The 16,671-nt window shown below is 52.6% G+C and carries 21 protein-coding genes; 8 read left to right on the top strand and 13 right to left on the bottom strand.

Annotated elements, in window-relative coordinates; translation table 11 throughout:
* Positions 1–1,130 (bottom strand): prenyltransferase (locus F7B33_RS09565; RefSeq protein WP_297074285.1); only part of this gene is annotated, 1,130 nt, incomplete at its 3' end.
* A gap of 60 nt (positions 1,131–1,190) precedes the next feature.
* On the opposite strand from F7B33_RS09565, the gene F7B33_RS09560 reads away from it, so the two are divergent.
* Positions 1,191–2,291: a TRM11 family methyltransferase gene (locus tag F7B33_RS09560; RefSeq protein WP_297074283.1), complete on the top strand. Its 1,101-nt coding sequence runs from the start codon at positions 1,191–1,193 to the stop codon at positions 2,289–2,291.
* Here the strand turns inward: F7B33_RS09560 and F7B33_RS09555 are convergent.
* The 4 genes from F7B33_RS09555 to cgi121 form a co-directional block, all read right to left on the bottom strand.
* Positions 2,288–3,484: an MFS transporter gene (locus F7B33_RS09555; RefSeq protein WP_297074282.1), complete on the bottom strand. Its 1,197-nt coding sequence runs from the start codon at positions 3,482–3,484 to the stop codon at positions 2,288–2,290. The two genes, F7B33_RS09560 and F7B33_RS09555, sit on opposite strands and share 4 nt — an antisense overlap.
* Positions 3,485–3,495: 11 nt before the next feature.
* A complete protein-coding gene (locus F7B33_RS09550) occupies positions 3,496–3,759 on the bottom strand; it encodes a TMEM165/GDT1 family protein (protein WP_297074280.1) in 264 nt (87 codons plus the stop codon).
* Positions 3,760–3,768: 9 nt separating this feature from the next.
* Positions 3,769–4,947: a pyridoxal phosphate-dependent aminotransferase gene (locus F7B33_RS09545; protein WP_297063440.1), complete on the bottom strand. Its 1,179-nt coding sequence runs from the start codon at positions 4,945–4,947 to the stop codon at positions 3,769–3,771.
* An 88-nt stretch (positions 4,948–5,035) separates the two neighbouring features.
* Complete coding sequence (gene cgi121, locus F7B33_RS09540; protein ID WP_297063438.1) at positions 5,036–5,443, bottom strand: KEOPS complex subunit Cgi121; 408 nt, start codon at positions 5,441–5,443, stop codon at positions 5,036–5,038.
* Between the two features lie 159 nt (positions 5,444–5,602).
* Between cgi121 and F7B33_RS09535 the strand changes: the two genes are divergently transcribed.
* Genes F7B33_RS09535 through F7B33_RS09520 form a run of 4 tightly spaced genes read left to right on the top strand, consistent with a single transcriptional unit; the run spans position 5,603 to position 8,198 of the window.
* Positions 5,603–5,794, top strand: coding sequence for a ribbon-helix-helix domain-containing protein (locus F7B33_RS09535; protein WP_297063436.1), 192 nt, complete (start codon positions 5,603–5,605; stop codon positions 5,792–5,794).
* A gap of 56 nt (positions 5,795–5,850) precedes the next feature.
* Entirely contained in the window at positions 5,851–7,086 is a 1,236-nt protein-coding gene (ftsZ, locus tag F7B33_RS09530) for a cell division protein FtsZ (protein WP_297063435.1), read from the top strand.
* Positions 7,087–7,111: 25 nt separating this feature from the next.
* On the top strand, positions 7,112–7,882 hold the full coding sequence (locus F7B33_RS09525) for a ParA family protein (protein ID WP_297063434.1): 771 nt from the start codon (positions 7,112–7,114) through the stop codon (positions 7,880–7,882).
* Positions 7,869–8,198: a CopG family transcriptional regulator gene (locus tag F7B33_RS09520; protein WP_297063432.1), complete on the top strand. Its 330-nt coding sequence runs from the start codon at positions 7,869–7,871 to the stop codon at positions 8,196–8,198. The genes F7B33_RS09525 and F7B33_RS09520 overlap by 14 nt, the downstream gene beginning before the upstream one ends.
* Positions 8,199–8,246: 48 nt before the next feature.
* On the opposite strand, the gene F7B33_RS09515 is transcribed toward F7B33_RS09520, so the two are convergent.
* The 6 genes from F7B33_RS09515 to F7B33_RS09490 are packed head-to-tail and all read right to left on the bottom strand — an operon-like array spanning position 8,247 to position 12,978.
* Positions 8,247–8,693, bottom strand: a complete 447-nt coding sequence (locus F7B33_RS09515; protein WP_297063430.1) for an FAD synthase — start codon at positions 8,691–8,693, stop codon at positions 8,247–8,249.
* Between the two features lies 1 nt (position 8,694).
* The gene (locus F7B33_RS09510) at positions 8,695–9,213 is read right to left on the bottom strand and encodes an RNA-binding protein (RefSeq protein WP_297063429.1); all 519 of its coding nucleotides are present in this window, start codon (positions 9,211–9,213) and stop codon (positions 8,695–8,697) included.
* Entirely contained in the window at positions 9,204–9,839 is a 636-nt protein-coding gene (gene pyrF / locus F7B33_RS09505) for an orotidine-5'-phosphate decarboxylase (RefSeq protein ID WP_297063427.1), read from the bottom strand. Before pyrF ends, F7B33_RS09510 begins: the two co-directional genes overlap by 10 nt.
* 4 nt (positions 9,840–9,843) lie before the next feature.
* The gene (locus tag F7B33_RS09500; protein ID WP_297074279.1) at positions 9,844–10,437 is read right to left on the bottom strand and encodes a DUF4443 domain-containing protein; all 594 of its coding nucleotides are present in this window, start codon (positions 10,435–10,437) and stop codon (positions 9,844–9,846) included.
* Positions 10,438–10,483: 46 nt separating this feature from the next.
* Positions 10,484–11,632, bottom strand: coding sequence for an inositol-3-phosphate synthase (locus tag F7B33_RS09495; protein ID WP_297074277.1), 1,149 nt, complete (start codon positions 11,630–11,632; stop codon positions 10,484–10,486).
* A 44-nt stretch (positions 11,633–11,676) separates the two neighbouring features.
* Complete coding sequence (locus F7B33_RS09490; protein WP_297063423.1) at positions 11,677–12,978, bottom strand: bifunctional L-myo-inositol-1-phosphate cytidylyltransferase/CDP-L-myo-inositol myo-inositolphosphotransferase; 1,302 nt, start codon at positions 12,976–12,978, stop codon at positions 11,677–11,679.
* Positions 12,979–13,064: 86 nt separating this feature from the next.
* On the opposite strand from F7B33_RS09490, the gene F7B33_RS09485 reads away from it, so the two are divergent.
* The 3 genes from F7B33_RS09485 (at position 13,065) to F7B33_RS09475 (ending at position 16,024) form a co-directional block, all read left to right on the top strand.
* A complete protein-coding gene (locus F7B33_RS09485; RefSeq protein WP_297063447.1) occupies positions 13,065–13,745 on the top strand; it encodes a TIGR00289 family protein in 681 nt (226 codons plus the stop codon).
* 63 nt (positions 13,746–13,808) lie between these two features.
* Positions 13,809–14,570 (top strand): ABC transporter ATP-binding protein, encoded by a 762-nt coding sequence (locus F7B33_RS09480; protein WP_297074276.1) that lies wholly within the window; start codon positions 13,809–13,811, stop codon positions 14,568–14,570.
* Entirely contained in the window at positions 14,570–16,024 is a 1,455-nt protein-coding gene (locus F7B33_RS09475) for a hypothetical protein (protein ID WP_297074274.1), read from the top strand. Before F7B33_RS09480 ends, F7B33_RS09475 begins: the two co-directional genes overlap by 1 nt.
* On the opposite strand, the gene F7B33_RS09470 is transcribed toward F7B33_RS09475, so the two are convergent.
* Both F7B33_RS09470 and F7B33_RS09465 read right to left on the bottom strand, forming a co-directional pair.
* Positions 16,014–16,370 carry an Mth938-like domain-containing protein gene (locus F7B33_RS09470; protein WP_297074286.1) on the bottom strand — a complete coding sequence of 119 codons (357 nt, stop codon included), beginning with the start codon at positions 16,368–16,370 and terminating at the stop codon, positions 16,014–16,016. The two genes, F7B33_RS09475 and F7B33_RS09470, sit on opposite strands and share 11 nt — an antisense overlap.
* Before the next feature lie 5 nt (positions 16,371–16,375).
* Positions 16,376–16,671: NUDIX hydrolase (locus F7B33_RS09465; protein WP_297074273.1), on the bottom strand; the 296-nt coding region annotated here is incomplete at its 5' end.

Raw genomic sequence — 16,671 nt, 5'->3', positions numbered from 1 at the left:
TGGGCAACGTCGGCCATAACTATCGAGCGGAGCCTCTGATTTTGAAGAACGAGGCCTATTTTCCTCGCGGATTCAATATCGCCGACGAGCGTGTAAAAGCGGGCAACCTTGGCCCAGACCTCCTCGGAACGGGAGAAGCGCGCTATGGTGTTAACTATATCCCTCTTTTCCAGCCCGGGCTCTTCTAAGATGCGGTTCATCAGGGCCTTTCCGACAACTCTGGCTTCATCCTCGGAAAGGGCACCCAAGAACACCCCGAGGGACGAGGGGTTCTTGTCGAGGACGTCCAAAGCGACCCGCTCGAAAAGATTCATGTCACCGACCTTCCTGAGCATCCCGACGGCGAGCTCGCCCCTCCCAGCGAGTGCCAGTGCAGTGGAGAGCTCGGGGATGAAACCCTCCCCAAACTTCTTCGATAGTTCCTCGGCGAGGGCTATGAAGGAATCGGCGTATCTCTCAATGACACCGAGCTCGCTGAGGCGAAACGCAAGCTCCTTGAAGGCCTGCTTCGCCCACTCTTGGGAGTTCATCTCGCGGACAGCCGAAAAGGCACTTTCATAACTGCCGAGTGCTATTAAAGCCTTTGAGAGCTCAAGGAGGGCCTTCGAGCGGTAGGGCTCGTCGGTTATGTACTCCAGGATGAGCCTAATCTTCCTGAGCCTGTAGGCGGTCTTAATGGGTTTTAGCTCGAGTGAGCGGGAGATTCCCCTGACTAGGGAAACGAGGGTGACCTGTCTGAGGTCATCGTCTGATATTTCCACGGCAAACGTTATCGCCTCACCTATATCTCCGAGGCTCAAAAGGGACAGCGAAGCCATTTTAAGGAGCTCGTCCCTCTGGGGAGGGCTTAAACTCCTCGACTCCAAGAAAATCCTTGAGAAAACCTTCTTGTAGGCCTTGATTTTGGCCCTCCCGAGCGAGACGCCGATGGAAAGCAGGGCCTTGAGCATCGTGAACGGGTCGTCTATTGATGCCAATGACTCGAAGGCACTAAGAAAGGCACGCTTGTAGAGGGGATGGGCCCTCTTTGCGAGTTCCTCTCCGACCCTCGCGTAGGTAACCGTCCTTACGTACGGGTCCGGGATTTCCTTCACTGATTCGAGCACCTCAAGGACGAGCATGGCAACCACCAGTCTGGCTTGGAGTGACTTACTCGGAAGCTTTTTAAAAACTTACCCGGAGCGCAATCCATGTATGGAGTTATTTTGGGAAAGAACCCAGAGCTGGGAAGGGCAGAATTCTTCGCCCTCGCAAGGCGCTTTGGCCTAAAGGTCAGGCCCCTTGAGGAATCAAATAACTGGATTGTCTTTGAGTCGAAGCCCTCGGTGGAGAGACACTTCCGCTGGCTCGGGGGTTCGCTCAAGTTAATTAGAATCGTTGGAGAAAGCGAAGAAGCCATCAAAGACCTTGAATACGCCAGGCTCTTCACGGTAAGCCTGTACGGGAGAGACGACTGGAAGCTCTGGAGGAAACTGGGGAGCAAAGTAAAGAGGCACTTCAAAGAAACCGGACCAGCAAAGTTCTTCAAGCCGGCCAAGGTCTATTCCATGCCTGCTGAGTTAATTCTGAAGGGCTTTCCTGAAGTCAAGGACATAGTGTTCCTCTTTAGAAACGATGGGAGCTTTCTCGTCGGGGAAACGGTTAGGGTTACAGACCCCTTCGAGCTGAAGAAGCTCGACGTTGAGAGGCCCGTCCAGAGGCCAATCCTTTCCATTCCGCCGAGGCTCGCCAGGGTAATGGTAAACCTCACCGAAGTCAAGAAAGGAAAATTCCTCGACCCCTTCTGCGGGATTGGAACAGTCCTCCAGGAGTTCGTCCTCCAGGGATTGCCCTCTTACGGGAGCGACCGCAACCCCGAAAGAGTTGGGGAAGCTAGGAGAAACATCGAGTGGCTGAGGAGGGAGTTTAGAGTCAAGAACTCGGCCAGAATAGAGGTCTGCGACGCCAGAAAGCTCAAGAGATGTTTCCGCGAGCGCTTTGATGCGATAGTTACGGAACCCTACCTCGGGAAGCCCTTAAAGAGGAACCCCAGCAGAGGAGAGGCTATAAAGATGGCCAACGAGCTCGACCGTTTTTACTATTCAGTCTTCGAGAGCCTTGCGGACGTTTTAAAGCGAAACGGAAGGGTCGTTTTTGTGTTTCCCGCCTACAGGCTGAGGGACGAGAGCATCTACCGGAAGGAGCGAGGGTGGCTCGGAAAGCTCGGCTTTGAGGTTCTGGGGAGGTACCTCGACTACGAAGAAAGGCACCGCCTAATCAGGGACATCCACGTGATAAAAAAGAGGGGTTAGGAGAGCTCCTCAACCGGGAGCTTCATCCTGCTCGAGACGAGGAGAAGCACTATACCAAGAAGGGCCATGCTGAGGTAGATTATCATTCCCGTTGTAACGCTATGGACCAAGACGAACATGACGTTTGGAGCCACCGCGTTCGCTGAGTTCGAGATTAGACCGAGGGCAAAGCTGGCCTCAGGGTAGATTTCCTTTGGATAGGCCGCTGGAGCCGTTGTCCAGAACGCTGGTCCAGTTCCCTGAACGATTCCCGTTACAGCTATTCCAAGGAGCGCGAGGGTGTAGTCGTTGGCGCTTATGGCCTTCCAGACGATAAAGAGACCGAGGAATGTTACGGCGTATGAGAGCGTCATAACACTTACGATGGCCTTGAAGAGACCGCGGTTGCTGGTGTTCTTAACGGAGAGACGGTAGCCGAGGTAGCCCATGATTATGGACCACAGCCCCATTGAGACCTCAAGGGTCATGACGAGGTTCGCCACCTGCGCGTCGCTGAACTTGACGTTGTGGAGCGTGAAGGAGCCGAGGGTGAAGATAATCCAAAGGGCCGGGAAGAAGGTGAACCCAAAGACCCAAGTGAAGGGCATCTTCCAGACATTAACTCCCTTGGAAGAGTGCTTCTCCTTAGGAATCTCGAAGTCCTCAACGAAGAGCCACCATATTGCGAGCATGACGTACATTATAACAGCAGAGATGATGAAGGCCTCGGTAACGGAGGACCAGCTGGCCTTGCTCCCGCCAGCCCACTTGGCAAGGTTTATGCCGTAGATTCCACCCCAGAATATTCCAGAGAGGATTACACCCTTGGCAAATGGCCTCTCAGCCACGAAAAGCCTGCCAATCTGGTTGCTGAAGACCGCTATGAGGGCAACTATAAAGCCCTGAAAGAAGCGTAGCGCAACAACACCCCACCAGTTGGGCATGAATGGAATCAGGAACTGAGGAATCGCCGCGAAGCTCACTATTAAAGCCACGCTCCTCTTGAAGGAGCCCTTAAAGAGACTCGTTCCACCGAGGAGAAAGGCCACAAAGAGTCCAACGACGTAGGCCGTCTGCTGATAACTCATCATTGCCTCTGTTATGCCGTAGTGTGCCAGAACCACATCCTTAAACTTTTCCAGCATGTGCATGGTTCCGAAGCCCGAAGCCAAGAGTACCGTGTTTATCAACACAGTTGACCATCTCTTTTCCATGGCAACCACCCCTAAAGCTTTCCGAGTAGCATCAGAATGCCGAAGACGATGAACAAAACCCCGGCGCCCTCGTGAATTAAATCCATAGGGAGGACATCGCCAAGAACTTCCCCAACGAGGGCGCCGATGATATTAACGGTCGCGAGAGCGAGGATTGCGCCGATAAAGGCCGTTTTCCAGCCATACTTAGAAGCGAAGGCTATAGTTGTCAGCTGGGTCTTGTCCCCGAACTCGGCCAAGAATACGGCTATAAAAACTGCAATGAGGTTTTCCATGAAACCACCTCAGAGCTTTGAGAGGGCCTCCTTCATCCTCTCCATGGCCTCGATGAGCTTATCCTTCTCGGTCGCGTAGCTTATCCTGACCCAGCCCTCCCCATGCTTTCCAAAGGCCGTTCCCGGAATCACAACGACCCTAGCATTGTCGAGGAGCCAGTCGGCGAAGTCCTCGCTCGTCATGTCGAGCTCGGGGTCAATTTTAACCCAAACGTAGAACGCACCCTTGGGCCTGAAAGGCTGTATATGGGGCATCTCGTTAAGGTACTTAAGGACGAGCTTTCTCCTCTCGTCATAGACCTTTCTCATCCTTTCAACGGCCTCCCAGCTCCTCTTGTCGCGGAGGGCCGTTATGCCTGCTATCTGGACGAAGGAAGTAACGTTTCCAATGACGTAGGCGTGAAGCTTAATCATATCCCGGATGACCTGCTTAGGGGCTATGGCAAAGCCAAGGCGCCAGCCGGTCATAGCGAAGGTCTTTGAGAAGGAGTTGGCAAGGATTGTGTTATCGGGAGCGTACTTAATCATCGGGTAGTGCTTAGCCCCCTCGTAAAGGAAGTGCTCGTAGGGCTCGTCACTAAGAATGTAGATGTTGTAATCCTGAGCTATGTCAGCTATTGCCTTGACGACTGACTTCTTCATAACCGCTCCAGTCGGGTTGTTAGGATAGTTGATAACAATCATCCTCGTCCTCTTGGTTATAGCCTCAACGAGCTCGTCGGGGTTAAGGCGAAACTTGTACTCCTCCCTCAGGGGAATCCTTATGATTCCTGCCTCGGCTATCTTTGCATCCTCAACGTAGCAGACGAAGGCCGGGTCGGGAATAATAACGTCGTCACCCTGCTCAAGGATACTCTGGAACGCCAGATAAGTGGCCTCGTAAGCGCCAGCGGTGACAAGGATGTTGTCAAGCTCAACATCAACATTATAAAAGTCCTTGTAGTACTCAGCTATGGCCTCCCTGAACTCGGGAATGCCCGCGTTGGGCGTGTAGTGGGTGTAACCTTCATCGAGAGCCCTCTTCGCGGCGTCCTTAATAACCTCCGGAGTGTCAAAATCGGGCTCACCTATTCCAAGGGAAATAACGTCTTCCATCTTCGAGGCCTTTTCGAATAGCTCTCTAATCTTCGAGCGCTGGATTATGTTTATCCTTCCGGCGAGGAAATATTTTCTCTTCTTGTAACGCATTCTGCATCCCCCCGGGCACTGCGAGGGTGTGAGAGGTGTAGTATATAAATCTATCCTCAAACAGACGTGGGGAAAAGGAGAATTGCCCCTATAAAACTTCGACAAGAGCTGATTTTTCAAAAAAAGTTTTCGCAATTTCATCAGAACAGTCATCAAAGGGTAGTTCCTCAAGGCCAAGTTTTTCAATGATTCCCCACGCCCGGGATTCATCACCAAAGACTACTAGGTAATTGGGGCCTTCCCTAACTCCGACGTCCTTTATGGCCTCCTTAATCTGAAGCGTTCCTGCCAGACGGAGGAGTAGTTCCCCACCGAGGGTCTTTGCGTGGTTAGTTCCCCGCTCAAAGGCCCTGAGGGCAAGTATTGAGGCGAAGGCAACAACCTTCCAACATCCGCTATTGACCAACTGAACGCTCTCCCCGAGGTAAGGAAGGACTTTCTCAACGTTTTGGACTGAAACCTTTGAAAGGAAAACCCCATCCGTTACTTGAATCACTTCCGAACCACCGTCTTTTCGTTTAGACGTTTACCTTAAAAGAGTTTTCTAAAAATTTTTTGAAAAAGATAATATTATAATATTAAGATAGAGGCACAAAGTATTTAACTAATTAATCACTACCTATCACAGCGGCTCAATGAACGTGGTGGTGCAGGAATGAGCAGGATGAGAATTATAAGTGTTCAGCTTCCGCAGGGCCTCATAAACGCGATGGACCAGTTAGTTAAGAAGGGGGTTTATCCCAACAGAAGTGAAATCATCCGTGAGGCAATTCGCGAGCTTCTGAAGAGGGAACTTTACCAGCTTGACGCTGAAAACCGCTCAACACCCGATTACATCATAAAATAAGCAGTTTAAATTTAGGATTTAAATCAGCTCACACTCAACGCTGGGGGTTGGGGCATATGGTGTTTAAACTGCTCGAACAGGCGGGGATAAAGATAGACCTCGACGACGAGCCAAAGAGGCCAAAGATGGAAGAGAACCTTATGGAGGATGATGACGATTTGATAAAGATTGTTATCGTTGGTGTCGGTGGTTCTGGTAATAACACAATAACGCGCCTTTATGAGCTCGGCGTCCAGGGGGCGGAGTTAATAGCGATGAACACCGATGCTCAGGCCTTGAAGCACGCAAAGGCCCACAAGAAGCTTCTCCTGGGGAAGGAAATAACGCAGGGCAAGGGTTCCGGCGGAGACCCCGAGATAGGCTACCGCGCGGCGGAGGCAAGCGCCCACGAGATAGCCGAGACGATTGGAGATGCTGACCTCGTCTTCATAACGGCCGGAATGGGCAACGGAACCGGAACAGGAGCGGCTCCAGTCGTTGCGAGAGTCGTAAAGGAGCGTGCGAGGCACAACGGCAGGTTCAGGGAGCCCCTTGTGGTTAGCGTCGTAACGTTCCCCTTCAAGAACGAGGGCAAGCTGAGAATTGAGAAGGCCAAGGCCGGTATAAAGGCCCTCCTCTATTACTCCGACACCGTTGTGATAATAGAAAACGACAAGCTCCTCCAGCTCGTTCCAAAGCTCCCGATAAACGCCGCCTTCCGCTTCGCCGACGAGATAATAGCGAGGATGGTGAAGGGAATAACCGAGACAATAAAGCTCCCGTCGATGGTGAACATAGACTTCGCCGACGTTTATAGCGTCATGAAGAATGGCGGTGCGGCTTTGATAGGAATAGGAGAGAGCGACTCAAGCAACCGGGCCGTGGATGCCGTCAAGAACGCCCTCCAGAACAAGCTTCTCGATGTTGAATACGGGAGCGGTGAAAAGGCCCTCGTCCACTTTACAGTTGGACCAGATATAAGCCTCGGCGAAATCAACGAGGCTATGAACATCGTCTATGAAAAACTCGGCGAGAAGAGTGAAATCAAGTGGGGGGCAAGGATTGACGAGGACATGGGCAAGATGGTCAGGGCCATGGTCATAATGACTGGCGTTAAGAGCCCGCACATCCTTGGTGGTGAAACGGCACTCCAGCTGGCCCCCAAGGAGGCACTTCTACCGGCGAAGCCCAAGAAGACTTTCGAGTCCTTTGAAGACAAACTCTACAAGACGATAGCGAGGAGAGAGGAACCAAAGTCTGGGCTTCCATCATACATAAGCCGGGTCCTTGACGACTTCGAGGACCTCTCCTGATTTCCCCTTTAGTTAGGTGAAACCCATGGCAGTGGTAATCAGCGTTGCCAATCAGAAGGGGGGAGTCGGGAAGACCACCCTGACGATGAACCTCGGCTTTGCCCTAGCGGATATGGGGAAGAGGGTTCTCCTCGTTGACGTTGACCCCCAGTTCAACCTCACCTTCGGACTAATCGGCATGAAGGTTCTTGACTACGCCGAGAGACACGTTGGGACGCTTATGACCAGAGAAAGCGAGATTAACGAGAGCCTTATACATGTGAGGAAAAACCTCGACCTTATTCCCAGCCATCTGAACCTTTCAGCGAAAGAAATTGAAATCATAAACGCCTACAACCGCGAAAGGAGGCTTGAAAAAGCACTCCTACCGATTCTGCCGGACTACGACTACGTCCTAATTGACAACCCCCCGAGCATGGGCATCTTCCTCGTAAACTCGCTGACTGCCTCCGACTACGTCTTGATTCCCCTCGAGCTCAGCTACTTTGGAGTTATAGGAATGCAACTCATGTTCAACCTCATGAGAATGATACGCGAAGAAACCAACGAGAACCTGAAACTCCTCGGTCTCGTTCCAAACAAGTTCACCAAACAGACGAAGGTTCCAAAACTCCGCCTCAAGGAGCTTAAGGAGACGTATCCAGACGCACCAATCCTCGCGACCATTCCAAAAGCCATAGCCCTTGAGAAGGCCCAGAGCGAGGGGAAGAGCATATTTGAATTTGATGGTAAGAGTCGCGCCGCGAAGGCCTTCCTAAAGCTCGCCAAAGAGGTGGTTGAGATTGCCGAGGGATAAAATCCCCAAGCTCTTCGACGGCTCGATAGACGAGCTTACGAAGCCGACGAAGCCATCAAAACCGAAGAAAGAACACAACCTGAAGAATGAGAAGATGCAGAAGACCCTCTACGTCAGCAGGGACATGAACGTAAAGCTCATACAGCTCTATGCTGAAGAGGGGAGGAGGCAGAGCGCAATAGTGGAAGATGCTGTCAACCTCTACTACTACCTCCGCCTCGCCCTCGGGGAGAAGAAGTTTGAAGAACTCTTAAGTGCTGTAAAAAGGGAGGACCCCGAGTTCCTGCGCGATTACATCTCAAAGCTGAAGCCTTAGGGCCCCACCCCGGGTAAGGTCAAATCAGGGGTAAAATAAGGCGTTAAATCACTCGCAGTAGGTTTCCACAATCCTCTGGATTATCTTACTCGTCTTTGCCCTGTCACTCTTGTAGAGGTACGGAACGCGAATTACCTGAGCGTTTATCCCGTGTTTTCGAAGTTCTTCCTTAAGTTTCTCGCAGTTAAAGTTCTGGTCTGGGCCAATGGCTATGACGTCTGGGTTTATCCTCCTGACCAGCTCAAAGTCTATAGTCCCGGGCGAGCCTATGTAAACCTCGTCAACGTATTTTATCGCCCTCAGGAGCTCCGCCCTGTCCTCAGCAGGGTTTATTGGGTCGCGCCTCTTCTGCATCCTCACGGTTTCGTCGTGAGCTACTATAACGACAAGCTCGTCGCCGAGTTCCCTTGCCTGCTTCAAAAAGTGGATGTGACCTACGTGAAGGATGTCAAAGACGCCCCCAACGAGAACCCTGATTTTCCTTTTTTCTCCCATTTCATCCCACCGTGACGTTCCAGATTTTATCCTTCGCATGGTGGATGTTCTTCACCGCTTTGCCCTTGGGCTTCTTCTTCATTTCCTCCCCGCTCATGAGGGCTATCCCGATGGCAAGGGGCCTTCCGTACTGCTCCTCAACCACGAAGACAAAGTCACCCTCCCTTATGTTCTCGTCGGCGTCAACTATCCCCGCCGCCATCACGTCGGCACCGTTGATGATGTATGGAACGGCTCCTTCATCAACCACAACCCGCCTCGGCCACTTCCTCAAGTCCTCCTCATTGGACAGCTCGTAGAGCGCTATGACAAGGGGAAAGATTAAGCCCTTGCGCCTTATGAAGAAGGGCTTTCCGTTGACGAGGAGAATCTCGGTGGTCTTGTCGAACTCCGCGAGCTCAACACGGTCCTTTTTGTTCAGCATTTTTTTCGCTATCTCCTCTCCGAAAATCTCGCTCATCTCGAGGATTATCTCCTTAACCTCCTTCTTGCTCAATGGATGCTTGACCTTCAGCTCCATGCTTCCACCTCCTCGTGAATCTTCCTCGCGCTCTCCCTTGGATTATCACTCTGGTATATCGCCCTTCCCACGATGATGTAATCGGCACCGGCTTTTAAAACGTCCCCTACCTTTCCCCCCTGAGCACCGACGCCGGGCGTTATCACCCTAATCCCCGGCTTCAGCTTTGAACGGATGTAAGCGACGCGCTCCGGCCTTGTTGCGGGTGCTATAACACCAAAAGGCTCAAGCCCGTTGGCCATCTCGATGAGTTTATCTGTCACCGGCTGGATGAACTCTTTTGCTCCAAGGTGGCTCATCTCAACGACAATTATAGTCTCTCCGAGCTCCATTACCGCTTTAACGCTATCCCTTCCGACGAAGCCGTGGATTATGATGTAGTCAGCACCGGCTTCAAAGACTTTTCTGGCTATCAGCCTGTTTGTATTTGGAATATCCGCGAGCTTCAAATCCGCTATGACCGGAAGTCCCGTCACTTGCTTCAGTTCTGATATTATCCCGAGACCCGAACCTAGGATGAGTGGCCAGTTGACCTTAATCGCCCAGAGGTAGTCGGCAGTTTGACGGGCTATTTCTATGGCCTTTTCGCGGTCGTAGAGGTCAAGAGCGAGAATTAGCCGGTTCACGCTTTCACCTCACGAGAGACTTTATCTCCTCTGGGACGTCCTTCAAAAATACGGCAACGTGATAGGCACTCTTCATCGCATCCGCCGGATTCTCGGCCCACGTAACGACAACCATGTCTCCCTCCTCCGTTCTGATGGTGGAAAGCCTTTCGGCAAGTTCCGGCATCGTTTCCTTCAACGGCCTGCCGTCCTCAGGAAAAACGATTTCCCCTTTCTTAACGACCAGAATCATTGCACCCCTAGCGAAGAACCTTATCGCCTCGTCCCTGAGCTCGATGCTCTTGAACTCCGGCGGATTTTTCACGACGAGTGCATAGGCCGGAAACCCATCAACCTTCCCTGCAGAGTAAACTTCAGAGAAGGCCTTCGAAAGTTCCCCAATGAGTCCCCTTCCATTTTCGCTCAGGACGTGGCCCCTCTGGGAGGACTCTATGAGTCCCTGCTTCGAAAGCTTCCTCAACAGCGTTCTGACACTTCCCTCTCCCAAGTCGAGGAGTTCCGAGATTGTCTTCCTTCCAATGGGGTTTTTCATTAGGAAAAGAACCGCGACCGCGTCTTCAACGGTGAACTCTGGATAGGCTCCCCTCTTCCAGCTCATTCTCACCCACCGAGAAGAATAGGAAAAGGGAGTTAAAAGCTTGCCGTCAGAGCCACTTAGGCTTGAGACCGGCCCACTGGCGCATCTTCTCGTGAGCTATTATGCGTGGTATGTTCCTCGCTTCCTTCGGTCCGGGGTTCTTCATGTAGAAGGCGTTGACCTCATAAACCGTTCCGAACTCCTTCCTGTCAACGGCTATCTTTCCGAGCCTGACGAGGTCGACGAGGAGACCTGCCAAAGCTGGACTGTCGTTTATCCTGCCGGTTATGACGAGCTCATCGTGGGCGCCGTTGAAGCTCACGTACTCGATGTGCATAGCTATGAACTTCTTGTCGCCGAGCGGCTCGAGGAAGCCAGTGGGCTTTATGTAATGCGGCGCATCATAGCCAAGGAGGTCCTGGACTATGCTCGACTTAGTGAACTCCTTGCTCTTGTTGCGCTCCTTGTCAGTCAGAGCGAGGAAGTCCTGGTTTCCGCCGATGTTGAACTGCGCTATATCAAGGACGTAGCGGTTCCTCTGGGCAAGGTGGCTGAGTATGTCGGCTGTGAGCGGCGTTGCGCCGGTGGCACCGTCGTCGCCGAAGATAACGAGGTTGCTCTCCTTCGCTAGCTCGACGAAGACCGGGTCGTTGGCTATCAGAGTTGGAATCGCGTTGACGAAGGCCGCTCCTCCAACTTCTTTTGCGTACTTTGCTGCTGCATAAACGTAGACCTGCGTCGCGGTGAGCCTGTCCTTCCTACCTTCCTCGATAGCTTTCTCGAGCTCCTCCCTGCTCTCGAAGGGGACAAAAGCTTCAGTGGTGCAGACGTTGACGAAGACATCTGGTTTAAGCTCCTTCCACTCGCTGACGAGCCTCTCAACGGCCTCCTTGAGGGTCATCTCGTCGTCGAGACCGGTCGCTTCAATCGGGAGGTTCCTGAGGCTTCCGAGATGGATACCCTTCCTGATTGTGATTCCCTTGAGGCTCTCTGGAGCTTCCGGGTCATAGGTTTTAACGACCTCGTGGAGGTCCTTTCCGACCTTTGCCCTGTCAACGTCGTAGGAACCAACTATCTCTATGTCCTCAATCTTAATCGGGAGCTCGTTGGCGAGGGGAACACCATAGGGCTCGAGCTTTCCTGCCTTTATCTTTTCAAGACCGCTCGCAAATATGCTTGCCACGTAGCCCTGTCCGAGTATAACAACCCTGACCATTTTCTCCCACCTCCTTTTTGTTGTTTTCAAATATTTTATAACAGTTAAATAGTTTTTGGTTGCGAAACTTTTCTGGAGATGAAATAGAGTGTGAGAGCCACCCGCAGGTTCGTCAGGACTGCCAATAGGACAAAGAGAGCTTTCATAAAGGCTGAAACGGGATACAGCAGGAAAAGCATCGTGAGAAAGACCCTCTCGTCCCTCTTTCCGGGCAGTTTTCTGAGGGCTGGTACTTCCAAGTAGGCATCTCTACAAAAGGCCCCCTTAAACCTCTCCGTCGAGTAGCTGACCATAACCGAGCCGAGGAGGGCCAAAAGCGCGATGAGATACCAGAAAGGCCCCCTTAGAGTCGAGTAGGCCAGCAGGGCCAGAAAGCTCCCGTCAACGTAGCGGTCGAGAATTGAGTCAATGTAACCGCCAAGCCTGCTCGTTCTCAGGGATGCCCTCGCTATCTCGCCGTCAACGCCATCCAAAATGGAGCTAAACTGGTAGAGGATTCCTGCCAAGGGGAGGTTTACGAGGGTCAGCAGAGCGGAGAAGATTCCCAGAGCGAAGGTAAATGCCGTCATTTCGTTTGGTGTGACTTTATCCACGAGGAGGGCGCTTATCTCAGTTGAAATCTTTCTGTTCAAGTGCCTGCTGACGAAACCGTCGCCGATTCCTTTCACAGCGGTCTTAACCAGCATTTTCCTCGCCCTTTTTATCTCCTCAGGCGTGTCAACGTCCGTCCAGCCGAGGCCGTCAATGAACGTAACGGGCAGTTTTGCTCTCTCAACGACCTCGCTGAGCGAGTAATCGCCGTTCTTCTCGCGCTCAAGCTCTTCCGTCACGTTGAAAATCCCATCATCGAGGACGAAGAAGCCCGTGTCAACGGCGTCCCATTCCTTCAGCCCTTTTCCAATGCGCTCAACCCGGTCGTTTTTCACCCTGACTTTCGTTGCCTCGCTGATGTCAATCCATCTCGGCCTTCTGTCCGCTATGAGGCCATTTCCACCTATGGCTTTTTCAACGAAGGCCTCTGAATAAACGTGGTCGCTCATCACAAGGACTAACTTTCCGGAGACGGTTCCCTTCGCGAGGTGGAGGGAGTGTCCGTTGCCCTTCTCAGGCTCGGGGTTTATAACCAGCTCCGCGGTAAAGCCGTGCCTTTCCAAGAACTCCCTGTAAAGCGGGGCGTAGCGTTCGTTGGTGACTATAACGAAGCGCTCAACACCGTTCCTCTGGAGGAGCGTCATCGTCCGGTACAGAATCTCCCTTCCAGCAACTTTGAGGAGTCCCTTAGGCTTCCCGCCCATCCTTGTTCCGAGGCCGGCCGCTAGAATCACTGCGGTTTTAGGCATCGCCATCACCTTTTTAAGGCCCTCAGCATGGCATCATTGGGAGAAGCGAATTTAAATTAACCGTAGGTAATTTAAAGTTTTCGGTGGTGGAAATGCGCGTCGCTGTCCTTTATTCCGGTGGGAAAGATTCAAACTACGCCCTCTATTGGGCTCTGAAACAGGGGTTTGAGGTGAAGTACCTCGTCTCAATGGTCAGCGAGAGCGAGGAAAGTTACATGTATCACGTGCCCAATATCCACCTAACGGAACTACAGGCAAAGGCCATAGGGATTCCACTTATTAAGGGCTTCACGAGCGGTGAAAAAGAGAAGGAAGTAGAGGACATGAAGGCCGTTCTCGATGGGCTTAAGATAGACGGTGTTGTCGCTGGAGCTCTTGCGAGCGAGTACCAGAAGAGGAGGGTGGATAGGGTTGCCGAGGAACTCGGCCTTAAGAGCTTCGCTCCCGCATGGCATCGGGACCCTATCGAGTATATGCGAGAGCTTATCGGTATCTTCGACATTGTAATGGTTGGCACCGCTGCCTACGGCCTCGATGAGCGCTGGCTCGGCAGGAAAATAGACGAGAGGGCTTTGGAAGAACTTATCAAGCTCCACGAGAAGTACAAAATTCACGTTGCTGGTGAGGGCGGGGAGTTCGAGACCTTTGTGAGGGACGCGCCCTTCTTCAAAGCCAGAATAGTCTTCGACGAGGTTGAGAAGAGGTGGAACGAGTGCAGCTATTCCGGCGTGCTTGAGGTCAAGAGGGCGCACCTTGAGAAAAAGCAAAATTAAATTTTCCTTCACATCTCCAGTAACTTTATTTAGTGCAAAGGCGTACTTCCTACAGGTGGTGGTGTGATAGAGGTTGAGAACCTTACCAAGCGCTTCGGCGGAAAGGTGGTCCTCAAGGGCATCTCCTTCACCGTTCACGACGGCGAAATCTACGGCCTCCTCGGGCCGAACGGGAGCGGAAAGAGCACCACAATGAGAATTCTTGCCGGAATAATCCCTCCGAGCAACGGTAAGGTCGTTATAAACGGGATAAACGTCGCGGAAAGGCCGATGGACGTGAAGAGAATAACCGGCTACATCCCGGAAACACCCCTTCTCTATGAAAGCTTAACCCCAATGGAGTTCTTCTCCCTCGTCGGGAGCATAAGGGGAATTCCCAAGGGAGAACTGGAAGGGCGCGTTGAGAGGCTTGTGAGCGCCTTTGGAATAGGGGAATACATCGGCGAGCTGATAGGAACGCTGAGCTTTGGAACACGGCAAAAGGTTTCCATAATAGCGGGCCTCCTCCACGACCCCGAGGTTCTGATATTTGATGAGGCAATCAACGGCCTCGACCCCAAGAGCGCGCGGATTATGAAGGAGCTCCTCAACGGCTTCAAAGAGGAGGGGAAAAGCATAGCCTTCTCCACCCACGTCCTCGCCATAGCCGAAGCGGTCTGCGACAGAATAGGGATAATCTACAACGGCGAGCTCATAGCGGAGGGGACGCCGGATGAACTGAAGAGCTTTGCCCACGAGGAGAACCTTGAAGACGTCTTCCTGAAGCTGACCCAGAGTCAGGAAGAGGTCAGCTCGCTCGTCAGGGCCCTTAGGGAGGCCTTCTGATGGAATGGGAAATCATACGCGTCCTCTACCGTGAGATGACGTACAGACGACTAAAGGCAAACCCCCAGCTTTCATCGAACTGGGAAAAGTTCTCAAAGGCCTTCAAAAGGGGAGGGAACCTGAAAAGGGCCCTCATCAGCCAGTCTCTTCTGTACTCGCTGTTCGGGCTTATACTCTTTCCCGCCGTTTACTATACGAAGGACCCCGGGGGTTCCACAGTGATATACGCGAGCTACTGCATCATTCCCCTTCTGATGACCCTCTACGGAACGGCCGTAACCGCCCAGTACGCCGTCTCTCTCGGCCTCTTCGAGCCCCTGTTATCGCTTCCCATTGCGGTTGGAGGGAGGTATCTAAGTTTCCTGCTCCTGAGCACAGAGGTTCCAGCAGTTCTTTTCCTCCTTGTCCCGTCAGTTGCCCTCGCTCTGAAGCTCGGACCGTTAAAGGGACTGCTCGGCTTTGCGTGGGCGATAACGGGGGCGATGCTAGGCCACACCCTCGGACTGCTCATATACGACCGGTTCGGGAGGGTCTCCCCTGGAAGGTTCTCGAGCATTAAGACGGCACTAAAAGCCCTTGGGATTCTGGTTCTGATGTCCCTCTTCTACGGCCTGAACTACTTCCAGCGCTACGTTATAAATCACTACGAGGGCCTGAAGGGGGTTTTCCAGAGGCACTCAGTAGTGTATCCCTTCTCTGTTTCAACCGTTGAAAAACCGCTCCTCTCAATCGGCCTTCTCATCGCCTATGGATTGGTCATCGGGACGGTTTACGTCCTGACCATCAGGAGGCTCTGGGCCAGAATAAGCGAAGGAACCGCAACAGGGGGAAGAAAAACCACCGGAAGAATTTCCCTCCATTCACCGCCCCTGGCCCTCGCCCTGAAGGACTTCAAGGTTGCCTCGCGGAACACATCACTTTTAACCGGACTCCTGATGCCGATTGTCGTTGTAATCCCCCCTCTGGCGGGGGCAATAAGCTCGGGAAGTGCTAGCGCTCTCCTCGGGTTCGTCCTAGCAGTGGGCTGGACGTCGGCGATTTCGATAGATGCCGTTCTCAAAGTAGACGGGAGGGCCTTTGAGGTTCTCAGGGCCCTTCCACTGGAGTTGAAAACCTTCCTTCGGGGAAAGATAATCACCATGGCAACGATTCCCGTGGTTTCGGGGACACTCACTACAGCAGTTTTATCCCTCAAAACTCGGGGGGCCCTAAAGGTTCTCCCACTGGTGATACTCCTGCCCGTTGCCACGTCCGGAACGGCCCTCGCGGTGTTCTACTGGAAAACGGGGGAAGTCTCGCTACCCCAGACGACATGGAAGAAAATGCTGGCTACTCTTGCCGTAAACGGCTTAATCGTTGGAATAACCGGGGGACTGTGGTACCTCAGATGGTTCCTCGCTGTGCCCTTCCTTTTGACCGTTGACGCGTTCCTGCTCTGGTATCTCAGCAGGTAACGTGGAAAATTCCCAGAACTCTTTTCTTCCCCCAGAGCTCGTTGAAGAGCTCGACGGCCTTTCCCGTGGGAAGTTCCATAACCTCTTTTCCCTTAACGAGAGCTCTGCTCTCCGGGAGAAGGGAGAGGTAGCCGTAGAAACCCGTGCCAACTATCAGAACGTCGAAGTCTTCCTTCAGGTATTCCCTCAGCTCCTCCGGGTCGAGTTTGTGGCTCGTCCCGTGTTTGCCCTTGCTCAACCACTTCTTCCTCCTCTCGACCCTTCCGCTCGGGTAAACTACGATATCGTGCTCGTAGGTTTTCCCGTCAACGATTATCCTTCCAAAGGCTGGGTATTCGAGCCTCATGGCAATCACCAGCAGTCCCTTGGGTGAAGTGCGTCCCTAAGTATCTTTGCATGGTCAAAGGCCAGCGGAAGCTTCTCGGCCTCGTCAATCGGAACGACGTGGACTTCCTTCGCATCATCACCAGCTTTGAGTTCACCCTCACCAAGGCAGAGGAAGGCAACCGAAACCGTGTGTCCCCTCGGGTCCCTGTTCGGCTCGGAGTAAACTCCTACCATCCTTAGGATTCTGACGTCAAGACCTGTCTCTTCCTTTATCTCCCGTTTCAAAGCTTCCTCAATGGTTTCCCCGTACTCCACAAAGC

Origin of the sequence: Thermococcus sp., assembly GCF_015523185.1 — an archaeon.
Taxonomy (GTDB): domain Archaea; phylum Methanobacteriota_B; class Thermococci; order Thermococcales; family Thermococcaceae; genus Thermococcus.
Note: the sequence above shows the minus strand (reverse complement) of the source record. Positions and strands in the feature narration are given on the sequence as shown.